Below are 13869 nucleotides of genomic sequence, written 5' to 3' on the forward strand. Positions count from 1 at the left end.
ACCCTGGCTCCGCAAACAGCCGCGACTTACGCCCGGGCGCAGCCCATAGAACCCCTACGCATCAAATTGTCTCAGCCACAGCTCCGCACAGGCTATCCGCCAGAACTCGGTTGAGTAGGCGCTCTTTCCGTCGAGGAACTCCCGGTAGTTCCGGAGCACCTGCTCAGCGTCCCAGTAGGGCCGCTCCGAGAACTCCGGCGACGAGAAGAGTTCGAGGATACGGGGTGCAAGTTCGTCCTTCATCCAGACCTCTTCGGGGGCGACGAAGCCCATCTTGTCCATCCTGCACCGGACGGCGTCAGGGACCAGCCCCCGGATCGCGCGGCGGAGGACATACTTCGTGACGCCGCCGCGGATCTTCTGGTCGAGCGGGAGCGAGCCGAGGTATTCTACCAGCCGGTAGTCGAGGAACGGGACCCGGGCCTCGATCGAGAAGGCCATCGAGTTCCGGTCCTCCCAGTGCAGGATGAGGGGGAGGTTTGAAGCCACGATCTCCCGTTTCAGCACCTCGTCAAGCGATCCCGCATACCGGAGCACCTCCGGCGGGGACCCCCGGAGAAGGTCACGCCGCTCGGACCGGACAACTACCTGGCGGAATGCCCACGAGAAGAAGGACCGATGGTGCTGCATACTCCCGACTCCCTCACGGAGGGCAGAAAGGATCTCTCGGCGCCGGAAGAGGGCGCGGATATAGGGCGCCTGGTAGGCGATGTATCCCCCGAGCTGCTCGTCGGCGCCCTGCCCGTCGAGGACCACCTTCACCTCGCCGCTGGCAAGCCGCATCACACAGTACTGGGCGTAGATCGAGAGGGAGGCAAACGGCTCGTCCTGAATGTAAAGCAGCCTCTCGATATCTTCAAAGAGCCCTCCCGTATCAGGCGTCGTCCGGTGGTTTGAAACGCCCGTCGCCGTGACCACCACGTCGATATGCCGGCTCTCATCAAACCGGGGATCATCGAAGCAGACCGAGAACGTCTTCTGCTGCTCGCCGACGCTCTCCGGGCGCTCGGCTCGCAGGAGATCGTTGATCAGGGCGGTGACCGTCGAGGAGTCGATGCCGCCCGAGAGGCAGGTCCCGACCGGGACGTCGCTTCGGAGCCGGAGCCGGACCGCATCGGTCAGGAGTTCGCGGACCGTTCTTGCGGTGGCATCGTCGTCGACACCCCGTACGGCGCCGTTCATGGTAAGATCCCAGTAGCGCACCGGCTCCCCGACCCCCTCCATGGAGACAACGACCGCGTGCGCCGGCGGGAGCTGGAAGATCCCGTCGTACATCGTCTCGGCGGTGTGGTCCGCAACCCCCCAGGCAAGGAATGTCGAGAGCATCCGGTCGTTCGGCCGCCGGCCAACCTCGGAGTGCGCCCGGAGTGCCTTGATCTCTGAAGCAAAGAGAAACGATTCCCCGGCTACGGTGTAGTAGAACGGCTTGACACCCAGACGGTCCCGGGCGCAGAAGAGTTCGCGGCGCCGCCCGTCCCAGAGGGCGAACGTCCACATCCCGTTGAACCGGGCGAGACAGTCCCGCCCCCACTCCTCGTAGGCGTGCAGGATCACCTCGGTATCGGTCGCGGAGGAGAACTGATGGCCGGCAGCGAGGAGTTCTTCCCGGAGTTCGCGGTAGTTATAGATCTCGCCGTTGAAGACGATCTGAAGCAATCCGTCCTCGTTTCCCATCGGCTGGCGGCCTTCGTCGGAGAGGTCGATGATCGCAAGACGGCGGTGGGCAAGGCCGATCGGGCCGGAGAAGAAACTTCCTTCGCCGTCGGGCCCGCGATGAGCCAGCCGCTCCGCCATCGCCCCGACGAGGGGCGCGTCCGCCTCCCTCCTGTTCAGGACAAACTGCCCGGCAATACCGCACATATTCCGAAGTCGTCCTGAAATACGGGGGCATCGAGATAAAATTTGGGGTAGTGGACTCCGAAGGTCGATGACGGCGTCCGGAGCCGCATCGACGGGACACCGGTTTCTGCGGGCCATAAAGGAGGCAAAAGGGGGTAAACACTCACTCCCGGGGTCGGTTCGCCCGGAAAAGGGGCGAACGGCCTCTCCTTGTACGGGAGCGGTTATTTATCAGAACAGGTCTTGTTCAGCCCCGTGCCGTTGATGTCGCAGGAGGGGCAGGCAGCCGAGCCGTTCACCACCCGGTAGGCGTCAGCGAGGACCGCGGAGTTTGCAAGCAGTCCCGCGATCAGGATCACTTCGAGGATCTCTGCCCGGGTTGCTCCTTTCGCCATCGCTGACTGCATATGGTACTCGACGCAGTGGCTGCACTTGAGCGCGGCGCCCACCGCGAGGCTGATGAGTTCGATCATCTTGGGCTCGAGCTGGCTGGTCTCGACCACGGCGCCCTTGTAAAGGAGATGTGAAATGAGAATCTCCGGCCGTTCCGCCATCCGTTCAAAAATCAGGGGAACCCTGCCGTACTCGCTCTCGATCTCGCGGAGGAGTTCCTCCGCGATGACGTCCGATCCACGTTCTACAACCCTCGCAAGTATCTTCTCGAAATCCATCGCTACACCAATATCCTGGTTTCCGAGAAAGGTTTAATCCGAATCAATATGTAATTGCGCATCCGTGACGGCGTAACGTCGGCGATATCCCCGACCGTGACCCCGTCGGCCACCTCGAGCGACCGCACATCATCGGCGTAGAGGTCGTAGGGAAGTTTCACCCGGAGACCCTCCATCTGGGCGGTCACCGGCGTCGGGTGCGTCAGCATGCTGACTTCATGGATCCGTTCCTCGATGATTGCCATCAGGCGGGGTGGGAAGACAGAGAGCGGGTCTTTTGCAAGAGCGTCCCGCCGGGCGTCCAGGGTGCGGGAGACCTCGTCTACCAGTTCATCGAGCTTTGCGAGTTCGTCAGGGCGCTTGAACCGGTGCATGATCCTCCCCATTCCGCCGACATACCCCTCGACGGGCGGGTCGATGATCCGCATCAGGGTCTCGCGGTCCGGGGCCCCGGTCACCACGATCGGCACGTGGATCCCATGCCTGAGCACCGGGAATTTCTGCTGGATACACTCCTCGAAACTCCCGAGCATGTAAACGGCGAGATCGTGCTCGTTGATGACGTCCCGCTCCTCGTCGTTGAGGTTTGCTATCCGTTTCCCAAAACCCCTTGCAAGTCCGACCATGTTGGTCTTCGCACCCGACCGCCGGAGGTACTCGGCAATGTCGCAGGAGGTGTGGGGGAGGTGGTGGATCTCCAGGCTCGGGCTGACCACGGCGATCTCGGTCCCGACAAGCGGTGCCTCGACCACCTCGCCGGCGAGCGGTTTTGCGATCTGACGTATCAGGTCGATATCGTCCCGCGGCACGAACGACTGGAGCACGACGTCCTGGGCCATGACGTGTTTCTGCACGATATAGCCCCCCAGATCGTCGATCAGGTCCATGATCTCATCGTGCCGATAGACGCCTCCCTTGTAGGTCACCGGCACCAGCGTCGTCACAGCGTCACCCCCATTTTCGCGAAGATTGGCGCGACCAACGTCTCCACGATGTCGCCCGACAGGGTATCCTCGCTTGCCACATAGTAAAACTTCTCATCGCGGATATACTGGCGGCGGACCTTGAACCCCTCGGGAGCAATATACTGGAGCGCATAGATGACGTCCTTATACAGCGTCTCGCTCGGATCAGCCACCACCAACTGCTCGAGTTCCTCCTCCCCGGCCACACCCGCCGGGAGGACGACAGTGAACCGATCAGGCTGGTCGACGTTCTCCTTGCCGTAGAGGATCCAGAGTTTCTGGAGCAGCGGCGCAAGGTAGGTCTCGTCGCCAATATCGAGCACGACCTCCGTCTCACCACGGTTGACGTTTGCAAAGTCAGCAACGCGAATTGCGCGCGGCATGTGACGCAGGAGCCCGGCGGCGACGAAGATCGGCACCTTCGGGTCGACGTAGATGTGCAGCCGGTCGACCACCTTGATGAGATCAAGGTCCTGGAGGACATCGGCCGCGATCCGCTCGTAGGCCGCCCTTCCGACCTCGTCCGGCGACTCGACCACGAAGTAGTTCAGCGGGGGCATCTATTCTCCTTCAATGAATCCGGATGCAAGCAGGGCAGACCCAACCGCGCCGATGTACTGCGAATGGGGCGGGACAACGATCTCGGTCTGCAGGAGCTGGCCCATCGCGTAGACCAGCCCCTCGATCAGCGAGGTGCCGCCGACCATGATCACCGGCTCCTTGATATCGATCTCCTGCAGCTGCTGCTCGAAGACCTGCTCCGCAACGCTGTGGCAGGCTGCAGCCGCCACATCCTCGCGCGAGGACCCGGCCGCGAGCGCGTTCACCAGGCTCTGCGTCCCGAAGACGATGCAGTAACTGTTCATCGGGACGTTCTTTCCCATGCCTTTCATGGCCAGGGGCCCGAGCTCGGTGATGTCCACGCCGAGACGTTTCGCGGTCATCTCCAGGAACCGGCCGCTCGCGCCGGCGCAGATCCCGCCCATCGTGAAGGTCCCGGGGATGCCGTCGATCACGCTGATCGCCTTGTTGTCCATGCCGCCGATGTCGATGACGGTCGCGGAGCCCTGCTGGTGGCCGGCGAGGTAGACAGCGCCCTTCGAGTTCACCGTCAGTTCTTCCTGAATCAGGTCAGCCCCGAAGTGCTTCCCGATCAGGAACCGGCCGTATCCAGTGGTCCCAATTGCCCGGATATCCTCACGGGTAAGCCCCGCCATCTCGAGCGCGTCAGCAACCGCGCTCTCGGCGCTCTTGATCACCTCGGTCGTCGGGTGCCATCCGGTGCCGACGATCTCGTTGTCTTTCATCACGACCGCTTTCGTCGTGCTCGAACCCGAATCGACGCCCATCGTGATCCCGGTCTGCTCCTCGCGGGCGAGGAGCGCTCTTCTGCGTGCGATGGTGGTCAGTGCCTCCATCCTGGTGAGAAGGGTGCCTGAGGTCGTCCGTTCGGTGAAAGAGTAGCTCACCACCGGCAGACGAGAGTTCTCATGGATGTAGCGCCGGAGTTCGTTTCGGACGATCGCCGCCTCGGCGCATCGGAAGCAGGTGCCGATGAAGACTCCATCTGCATCGACCTTCCCTTCCACCAGGGCCTTGCCCCGGGCGATCATGAGTTTTAAGTCAGCGCTCCGGACATCCAGCCCAAACGCATCGACCGCCCGTTCGACATCGGCGAGCGCGATATCGGGGAAGAAGATCTCCGCGTCCACTGACTCGGCGGCATCGTAGATCTCCTTCTGGACGCCGCTGTACTCCGGCCCGCAGGAAAGCTGGGCGACCCGCACCTTCCGGCTCACGCTTCACCCCCCTTTTCGAGACCGTCGAGAAACTTCTTGATGGCGGCGACGAACTGCACGCCTTCCTCCTCGGTCGAGGGATACGTTAGTTCCAGAATCGGGATGCCGCTCTGGCGCAGGGAGAAGAGGATCAACTCGTCGGTGCGGGCGCACCCCATGCACCCGAACGCGAGATCGGCGTCGGTGACGATGACCGCGGCCTCGGCCTCCTCGATAAGAGGGCCGTAGATCGCCATCCGTCCCCGGACACCGGACGGCACCTCGACCGCTGCATACTTCAGGCCGCGCTTGGGTTCTTCGGGTGTGATCTGCAGGGGCGGAGAGTCGACCCCGGCGGTCTGTATCCGTTCCCGGATACCGAGGGCTGCACCGAGCGGTTTATGGCCGAACCTGGCCACCAGGTCGGAGAGGATGAGGCTCGTTGCAGGATAGATAAACACTTTTGCCATTCTATTCAGGACTCCTCTGTCTCTATCAGTTCTTGTAGCCGCTTGATGTCGAGTAAGGGTTTCTTCTCGCGTACGGGCGGCACAGGTTCTGGCGCCTCCCCCTCCCGCCGGCCGAGTTCCTCGAGCCCGTGGGTGATGTAGCGCAGGATGCGGAATTCCCGTTCGTGGCCGAGATAGCCCGGCCTCGCTCCGCCGAGGTTCGCCCGACACCTTCGTGGATCGCCGGGAGGGAAACCCCGGTCCTTGACGAATATGTGAGCGGGGTCGAACGCGCGGATAACTTCGATGAGCCGGTCGACAGACTCCGGTTCGCCCGTCACCTGCAGCCCGAAGCACGTTTCCTTGATGAGGACGCCCTCCGACGCCTCGTATGCCCTGAGCGCGAGTTCGCCGGGGGTCATGGATGGGGACTCGACAAAGACGTACTTGGTCACCGTGCCCACGTATTCAGGAGTGTAATCAGCCATCATTTCACCTCCTTCACGTATACCGTTGCACCCTCGCGCATCCCGGCAAGGTTCGCCGCATCGAGCACCTTCCCGATGACGTTCGTGCCCGTAAGCGGCTCGGAGGTCGGGCCGAACTCGGCGTTCGCTGTCGTGCGGATCCCAACCATGCCGGTCCCCCGCCGGGAATCGTTCGTCATCGCGAGGGTGAACGCCGGCACCTCCCCGGTGGGAGTGTTCTCCGGGATGATCCCGACGCCTTTTGCGATCTTCGGCTTGAAGAGGAAGACATCCTCGAACGTGAAGACAAGAGGCATCTTCCCGACGGCGTGATGCTTGAGCCCGGTCACCTCACGGAAGATCTTGACCGACCGGGGCGCGGCCGCCTCGTCGAGAGTGATGCTGATGACATGGTCGGAGGGCTCCGTTGTGATCCTGACCTCGCCTGCGGCCAGCACCTCGAGTGTCGTTTCCGGAGCCTGGCCGACCACAACGCGGTCGCCTTCGGCCGCATCGACGGTGAGCGCGATACCCCGTCGGGCGGCGACCGCCTCTGCCTCGGGAAGCGCGAGACCGACCAGATCAAACCGTTCCGGCTCTGTGCGGATTGCGAGGAGGTCGCCCTCACCGGCAAACCGGACGAGTTCGATACCGTGAACAACCCGGCCTACGACGGTGTGCATCGGGCTCGCCGATACGCCCTGTGTGTAGATGTAGACCGCTCCCGAAGATTTCCCGGCGGTCCTGACGGTGATGGCCCCTTCAAGCCTCGGGCCGGGGAACTCTGCCGGAACCCTCGTCGGGACCAGGTGTGCGTCGGCGACGTAGGTGCTGCTCGAACGGTCAACCCGGAATCTGCCGTCCTGCACGGAGAGAAGAAAATGCTCAACGCTCCGGGCGGTTTCGGTGTCAATCCCGTCTTCCACGAAGCCCTGCACTTCGGCCTCCACGTAGGAGAGGATCTGCATCCCGTCCTCGAGCGGGAACTCCGCGTCACGGGTGATGACCGCGTGCGATCGGTCTGCACGCCGGAATATCCGCTCGACATCAATAACCCGGTCGCCTTCAGCGACGCGATCGAGCAGCCCCCGGCCGGTGACGACCCTGCCGATGACACCACCGTCCGCCGGGGCGCCGTAGTCGGCAGTATGCCGCATGCGCGCGAAGATCAGGTAAGACCTGGATGGGTCGTAGCCTCCGCATCCAAGAATAAGGTCGCCGCGCTCGTACCGGCCAGGGGTCCGTGCAGGCCGGATGCCGGACTCGAACGGTCCGAAGGCGGCGGCGTAGCGGTCCTGCCAGTGCAGGCGGAGCCGTTCGGAAAGCCCGGGCTGAAAGAGCCGGGAGGCCGTCGCTGCCTCCGCCATCTCGGCGATCATATCGCCGGCCGAGGTGACGAACCTGACCTCCTGCGACTCCGCTGCATCCTCCTCAAGTGCCGGGCGGATGACGGCGACACTGCACCGTTCGTCCCGTCCAGGGAGATCCCCGAGCCGCGAACCCGCCGGAACTGAAACGCGTTTTCCGTCCAGGTGGATCTCCATCACACGCACCTCAGGGGGCCCCGCCTGCCCCCATCACGTTTCGTTCGTCCTCGGTGAGGTGAGCAAGCACCTCCTCCGTCGGTCCCATCTGGATGATCTTGCCTCCCCGCATGAGGGCGACGCGGTCACAGATATCTCTCACAAATTCCATATCGTGCGAGACCACAATAAATGTCTCGTCCATCTCTTCGCGGGCATGGAGGATCGAGTGCTTCACATCGATCTTCGTGATAGGGTCCATGGTGCCGGTCGGCTCGTCGAGGACAATCAGCAGAGGCTCGCGAATAAGGACCTGGGCCAGCGCCACGCGGTGCTTCTCGCCCTCGGATAACTGGCTAGGGTAGCGGTCCAGGATCTCCTTGCTCTTTTCAGGGGTGAACCCGGCCATCCCGAGGGTGATGATCGCCTTCCTCATGGCGAGTTCCTTGGGGAACTCAAGGCCGATAGCGTCGGTGAGGTTGTCGAGGACCGTCCTGTGCGGGTAAAGGTCGTACTCCTGGTGGAGAAGTCCGATGTAGCCCTTCGCCCGGCCGCGGTTCTCGATGCCGGGTTTGGTCATATCGATCCAGTCGTCTCCGATCCGGATGTTCATCTCGCCGCTGGTTGGCTCGAGGATCCCGGATATGATTCGCGAGAGGGTTGTCTTCCCCGCACCGCTCTTGCCGATGATCCCGAAGATCTCCTTCTCGCCGACATCATACGAGACGCCGTTAACCGCCCGGACCACGCCCCGGTCGACCGAGAGGTAGCGCTTGACCACGTCCCGGGCGATCAGGATCTTCTCGCCGACATCCCCGGCCTCGTGCTGCTCGACGTCGCTGTAGTCCTGCATGAATCGGCCGATAATCTCGTCCGGATCGCCTATCGCCTTGATTTCCCCGTTTTCAAGGAGTATGGCCCGGTCCACGACGTCTCTGATGACGTTGGAGAAGTGGGACGTGATTACCATGCCCATATCGTTCGCCTGCGCGCTCTCGATGAGCATCTTGTGGACGAGCGTGGCGGTCTCCGGATCGAGCGTTCCGGTCGGCTCGTCCGCATAGAGCATGAACGGGTTCTTCGCGAGCTGCCGGGCGAGCACCACCCGCTGCTTCTCGCCGCCTGAGAGGTCGCGGGCGATGTGCATCATCCGGTGGGAGAGCCTGACCTGGTCGATGAGGTCCGCGGCCCTGCTGACCGCCTTCTCGCTCGGGTAGCTGACGTCGTCGAGCGCCCGCAGGACGTTCTCGATCACCCGATCGTCGCCGTAGAGGGCGAACGTCCGCTGGAACATGATGGCGGTTCTTCGCATGACACGCCGTTTCATTGCCGCGCTATCTTCCGCCCAGAGGTCGACGTCCATCGGCTTGAGTTCGCCACCGCAGACTGGACACGGCTTCACTGCCTCGCTCGGGACGCCGATGTAGCCGCACGCATCGCAGGCGACGACGTGGTAGATGATCGCACCCCGCGTCGGGGGCTGGTCTACCCCCCGCATAAGGTGCATAAGAACGGTTTTACCGGCCCCGCTTCTCCCGATAATACCGACCGTTTCTCCCTCCGCCACCTCGAAATTTATGTCCTTGAGTGCAATGGTTCCATTGAACTCCATGCAGAGGTCCTTTACCGTAATGAGTGGGGTCATCTTGAGCTCCTCGTTAAACTAATCTTCTCGTGGTATCATATTAGGGTTTATATTGTTGCACTTTCCCTTGTCGCCGCTGTATCCGTGAGAAGTTCCGCTACGATACCGGGCACCTCGCTGACGTTGTGGATCACCCGGTCCGCGGTAGTATAGAGTATATCTGGTTTTCTATCAGACTGCTGTTCGGTCAGCACCGCGAGATCTGCTTTCCGGAAGGCGTTCAGATCGTTGATGGCATCCCCTACCATAACAACTTTGTCGTACTGCTCTTTGAGGTCTTCCACAATCCGGGCCTTCATCGAGGGGGTCGCGACACCGTAAACGCGCTCCCGGGGGATGCCGAGGTAGTCGCCCATCCGTTCGAGCTTCGCCACGCGATCCCCGGACGCTATGTACGCGGGAACACCCATCCGGTGCAGTTCGGTGATGGTTTCTCTCGCACCGTCAAACGGCCTCCCGCCGGTCGTCACGGTGAACTCGATGCCGGGGATATCCAGGTTCAGGATCACGCCGCTGTTCATGGTGACGATCGACTCTCTTTTGCAGCAACTCCAGACCTGCCTGATACAGGCCTGCAGATCGCTGATGCGGGCATTTTCATCGTTGTAGAGGAGATTCCCAACCTCCTCGGCGGGGATGACCCGCCGGGAGCAGGCCACCCCGAACCCGATCGACCGCTCCAGAAAGAACTCTGAGAGGAGCTGATCCTCCGGCGCCTCCATGACGTCCCGGGAGTGGAGGTGGAGGACGACGAGCACTCGCGCATCCGACCCGAAGGTAATGGTCGTGGTCTCGACCTCGGTCAGCATCTCATCGTGGAGGAGATCGCGTGCTACCCGGTAGGTCCGCAGGAGTGTGCCTGCACTATCGAAAACAACGGCTACCGACATGTGTTTTCACGTCAATAAATCTATGTAGTCTCTGGTCATCTCTTCAATGAGAACCTATGTTACTGAGTGGGACGGCTGCAAGCATAAAGAATATGGAGATCCGGGGCGCCGGCAGGATCGCCCGGGCGGCGGTGGAAGCACTGGCTGATTATGCCGAAAATCTCGATGTGTCCGACCCCGAGACCTTCAAGCAGGAGATGCAGAAGGCGGCCGATATCCTCACCGCGACCCGCCCGACCGCCGTTTCGCTCCCGAACGCGGTGCGAAGCGTGATGCGGGCGCTCGACTCGTTCGACTCGGTGGGGGCCGCACGGGACGCGGTTCTTGCCCGGGCGGCGGAGTTCGTCGACCACTCGGAGCACGCGGTCGAGCGGATAGCGGCAATCGGGGCACGGCATATCTCCGACGGCGACGTCCTCCTGACCCACTGCAACTCCGAGGCGGCGCTCGGGTGCATCCTGGAGGCCCACCGGCAGGGCAAGGAGTTCGAGGTCTACGCGACGGAGGTCCGGCCGCGGGGCCAGGGGCTCATCACCATCAGGACGTTGAACGACGCCGGCATCCGGACGAACTACATCGTTGATTCGGCGGTCCGCTACTTCATCAACGACGTCGACCTGGTGGTCGTCGGCGCCGACGCCATCGCGGTGAACGGCGCGGTGGTGAACAAGATCGGGACCGCCCAGATCGCGCATGCCGCACACGAAGCCCGGACGAACGTCATCGTGGCGGCCGAGACCTACAAGTTCGCGCCCCGGACAATCCTCGGCGAACTGATCGAGATCGAGGAGCGCGACCCCGACGAGGTGCTGCCCCGCGAGGCGGCGGAGGAACTCCCCTTCGTCAGGGTCCGAAACCCGGCCTTCGACGTGACGCCCGCGGAGTACATTGACCTGATCGTCACCGAGCAGGGCGCGATCCCGCCGGGGCTGGCGTTCACGGTGATACGGGACTATCTCGGGTGGAGGATCGAGGAGCTGCGGTGAGAACGATGGTAGATGAAGAGCCGCTCGATGAGGAGACGCTCCGGAAGATCGAACGGTCGCTTGAGGACCTCAGGGCCGGGAGGGTCTATACCCTGGAGGAGGTCATGACGGAACTGAAGGAGGGTGAGCGGCGTGGTCGCCGCGGCGACGGCCCGCGATGACACAGAGAGCGTCTCGCGGCTCGTAGCGGTGCAGGCTCCTCGCCTCCCTGCACCGCTTGCCGGCGAAACGTCCGGATGAGAGGTCTTATGCCTCCGGGGGAGTCTCAGGGATATACGACGGGTACGTCTTGTAGACGGAGTAGACCATGCATGACTCGTTGACCTGGACGACAATCATCGGGGCGGTCATGCGGTCGTCGGGGTCCGGGTCCCCGAGGCGAAAGAGAATCTGGGTGTAGTTCACATTCCTCTCAGGATAGGAGCCCTTTGAAAATGCGATCGTATCGATGCTCTTGTTGCCCAGCAGCCCGACGACCTCCGGATCATGGAGCGCCACGGTCAATGCGTCGCGCGACGTGATCCTGTCCGGGCATGCAGCCCCTGCCGTGGCGGTCTCGCCCTGCGCTGGAAGGAGATAGCCGACCCCGGTGCCAGCGATGAAGGCCAGGATTACGAGGACGGCAGTCAACGGTTTTACACTATTCATAACCTGATACACCTTTGATTACCATGCCGCGGGAGCCGGGACACGACGCCAATTGATGAATCCGGCCCCGCGGGATACCGCATGCGGTAACACCGATGGAAACGTCGTTATCCTTCTTTATATCTATTCTGTGCCAATCATGGACTCGTCCGGGCACTCAAAGGCCCCGGGCCGGGAAACACAATCCGTCCTGCAGATGCAGGAGCCTGATACTCCGGCACTATCCCTGAACACCGGCTGCAGGCCAATGGCGCACGTCTGCGCGGCGCCGGCAGTGGCCGGACTGAAATTGCCCGCCGGCCGGGCATTCCGACGACCGGGGTTAAGGTCCCATTGCGACGAGGCCACACTGCCCATACCCTCCGGGTGGAAAGAGCATTCATCCGCGAGACAGACTCACCCGGTATTTTCCGCCGGAACCCGTGCGGGTTCGGGACTGCGGTTATGCGTATACTCCGCCAGTATTCGAAAGTAGTCGTCGGTGAGAGTATACCGCACATACCGCCCCTCCCTCTCGGACGTTACAATCCCCTGGCGTTCCAGATATTTTACGTGCGTATAGACTGTGGCTTTGGATAGACCCGACTCTTCGGCGAGTTCTTCGGTGTGTGCACCCCGATTCAGGGAGATCTGTGTTATAATTCCCCGCAGAGTGTCATTACCCATGGCAATGATAAGAGCCTCTTTTTCAGCAGAGTACGGCGAACCTGTGGCGAAATAGTGGATTCTCCCTTTCCTTTTGACCGCCTTCAACAGGCCTGCGGACTGCAGCCTTTCCACATGGTAACCAAGTGTCCCTCTCGTCAGCGACATCTCCCTCAGCAATTCCCTGAAGTGCAACCCCGGGTTAGTCTTGATGAAACTCAGGATCTCAAGCCTCCGCGGGCTGTCCAGAACATTCTTTCTGGAGATTCGTTTGTACCCGAGGTAGCCGACGGCCTTCAGGGGGAGAAGGGTCTCGATCGGGGCCGCTGCCAACTGGGGGAATACAGATAGCAGCAGGACGAGCCAGAGCGGGATAGGGTCGATCTCCTGCACCTTCTCGCCCGATACAGTTATGCCGGGCTCTTGCCCGACGTTTCTCGAGGGCCGGACCGTGTATTCGGCGGCATCGGCAACCGCTACCAGCAGAACCGAAAAGAGGATCGAGAGGGTGAGTAACCGGAGAAGTCTGCCCGGTCCGGTGCTGATAGAGGTTGAGGGCGTACGATCTCTGCAACGGCACCCGGTCGCCGTATACATCGGATGCCCGGGTTCCTGATCCCGCATAATTGCTATCTGGGTCAATGTCGATATGAATCCTGTTATTCGTCTTTGCTATCGTCGCGAAACGTGCCGAGCTTACTCCCCGAAAGGTGTATGGTCGACATCCGGGTTGGGGCTCAGTCCCCGGTACACCCCGGGACGTGCGACACCGCTTCCAACATGGACTGGTGCCTGTTAGTCTCGCCCTGACCGATGCTGTCGTGCAGTTGCAGGATCATCACCGGATCGTCCGACGCTGAAGGACGATCCGGGTACCCGCCCTTCAGTTGCCGACACCGGGGCACAGCGAAGAAGGCAATGACCGGCAGCAGGGCAGGGGCCATGCATTTTCTCTTTACTGATACCTCAATATCGTTTCCCGTATTTTATGAGTTTTATAGCACAAACACCAATTCTATTCTCGTCTCTGCCCACTTCTTTTCCTGGAGACGAACAGACCTGAGAGCCATCACGAGCGTATCGTGCTCGGAGTGACCGTATCCGAAGAAACGGGTGCAATACTGACGTGCCGGGACGGCCTGCGCACAGTGTTAAATCGCACACATCAGGAGATGCCATGAATCAGAGAGCCCTTTCCGGAATCGGAGCCCCGGGTCTCGTTCGGCCGCCTCAGCACAGGCTCCAGCCGGCTGCGGCGAATTTCAGAGAGTCAAACGTATTGAACGCCTCGACGTGTAGCGGATCGTGACAGAAAACGGATATAGAAGAACGTTGAGCTCTCAACCATGGGTTTCTCAGGCGG

15 protein-coding genes are annotated in these 13869 nt (G+C 61.7%); 2 read left to right on the top strand and 13 right to left on the bottom strand.

Annotation, left to right across the window (positions count from 1 at the left end; translation table 11 throughout):
- Positions 1-54: 54 nt before the first annotated feature.
- The 10 genes from asnB to HL657_RS05995 form a co-directional block, all read right to left on the bottom strand.
- Positions 55-1860, bottom strand: a complete 1806-nt coding sequence (asnB, locus tag HL657_RS05950) for an asparagine synthase (glutamine-hydrolyzing) (RefSeq protein WP_317295911.1) — start codon at positions 1858-1860, stop codon at positions 55-57.
- Between the two features lie 203 nt (positions 1861-2063).
- Positions 2064-2510: a carboxymuconolactone decarboxylase family protein gene (locus HL657_RS05955; RefSeq protein WP_317295912.1), complete on the bottom strand. Its 447-nt coding sequence runs from the start codon at positions 2508-2510 to the stop codon at positions 2064-2066.
- Positions 2511-2512: 2 nt separating this feature from the next.
- Positions 2513-3454, bottom strand: coding sequence for a methanogenesis marker 7 protein (locus tag HL657_RS05960; RefSeq protein ID WP_317295913.1), 942 nt, complete (start codon positions 3452-3454; stop codon positions 2513-2515).
- Entirely contained in the window at positions 3451-4035 is a 585-nt protein-coding gene (locus HL657_RS05965; protein ID WP_317295914.1) for a methanogenesis marker 17 protein, read from the bottom strand. Before HL657_RS05965 ends, HL657_RS05960 begins: the two co-directional genes overlap by 4 nt.
- Positions 4036-5274 carry a methanogenesis marker 15 protein gene (locus HL657_RS05970; protein ID WP_317295915.1) on the bottom strand — a complete coding sequence of 413 codons (1239 nt, stop codon included), beginning with the start codon at positions 5272-5274 and terminating at the stop codon, positions 4036-4038. It abuts the gene before it with no gap.
- The gene (locus HL657_RS05975) at positions 5271-5723 is read right to left on the bottom strand and encodes a methanogenesis marker 5 protein (protein ID WP_317295916.1); all 453 of its coding nucleotides are present in this window, start codon (positions 5721-5723) and stop codon (positions 5271-5273) included. The genes HL657_RS05970 and HL657_RS05975 overlap by 4 nt, the downstream gene beginning before the upstream one ends.
- 5 nt (positions 5724-5728) lie before the next feature.
- Positions 5729-6190: a methanogenesis marker 6 protein gene (locus HL657_RS05980; protein ID WP_317296018.1), complete on the bottom strand. Its 462-nt coding sequence runs from the start codon at positions 6188-6190 to the stop codon at positions 5729-5731.
- The gene (mmp3, locus tag HL657_RS05985; RefSeq protein WP_317295917.1) at positions 6190-7713 is read right to left on the bottom strand and encodes a methyl-coenzyme M reductase-associated protein Mmp3; all 1524 of its coding nucleotides are present in this window, start codon (positions 7711-7713) and stop codon (positions 6190-6192) included. The genes HL657_RS05980 and mmp3 overlap by 1 nt, the downstream gene beginning before the upstream one ends.
- Positions 7714-7723: 10 nt before the next feature.
- Positions 7724-9337, bottom strand: coding sequence for a methyl coenzyme M reductase system, component A2 (gene atwA, locus HL657_RS05990; RefSeq protein ID WP_317295918.1), 1614 nt, complete (start codon positions 9335-9337; stop codon positions 7724-7726).
- Positions 9338-9384: 47 nt separating this feature from the next.
- Complete coding sequence (locus HL657_RS05995) at positions 9385-10227, bottom strand: HAD family hydrolase (protein WP_317295919.1); 843 nt, start codon at positions 10225-10227, stop codon at positions 9385-9387.
- 56 nt (positions 10228-10283) lie between these two features.
- On the opposite strand from HL657_RS05995, the gene HL657_RS06000 reads away from it, so the two are divergent.
- Positions 10284-11213, top strand: coding sequence for a ribose 1,5-bisphosphate isomerase (locus tag HL657_RS06000; RefSeq protein WP_317295920.1), 930 nt, complete (start codon positions 10284-10286; stop codon positions 11211-11213).
- Between the two features lie 5 nt (positions 11214-11218).
- Positions 11219-11374, top strand: coding sequence for a hypothetical protein (locus HL657_RS06005; RefSeq protein ID WP_317295921.1), 156 nt, complete (start codon positions 11219-11221; stop codon positions 11372-11374).
- Between the two features lie 85 nt (positions 11375-11459).
- On the opposite strand, the gene HL657_RS06010 is transcribed toward HL657_RS06005, so the two are convergent.
- From HL657_RS06010 to HL657_RS06020, 3 genes are all read right to left on the bottom strand, one after another.
- Positions 11460-11861 (bottom strand): hypothetical protein, encoded by a 402-nt coding sequence (locus HL657_RS06010; RefSeq protein ID WP_317295922.1) that lies wholly within the window; start codon positions 11859-11861, stop codon positions 11460-11462.
- Between the two features lie 396 nt (positions 11862-12257).
- Positions 12258-12899 (bottom strand): winged helix-turn-helix transcriptional regulator, encoded by a 642-nt coding sequence (locus HL657_RS06015; RefSeq protein WP_317295923.1) that lies wholly within the window; start codon positions 12897-12899, stop codon positions 12258-12260.
- A 344-nt stretch (positions 12900-13243) separates the two neighbouring features.
- A complete protein-coding gene (locus HL657_RS06020; RefSeq protein ID WP_317295924.1) occupies positions 13244-13450 on the bottom strand; it encodes a hypothetical protein in 207 nt (68 codons plus the stop codon).
- Between the last annotated feature and the right edge of the window lie 419 nt (positions 13451-13869).

Source organism: Methanoculleus nereidis (genome assembly GCF_032944295.1).
Lineage (GTDB): Archaea > Halobacteriota > Methanomicrobia > Methanomicrobiales > Methanoculleaceae > Methanoculleus > Methanoculleus nereidis.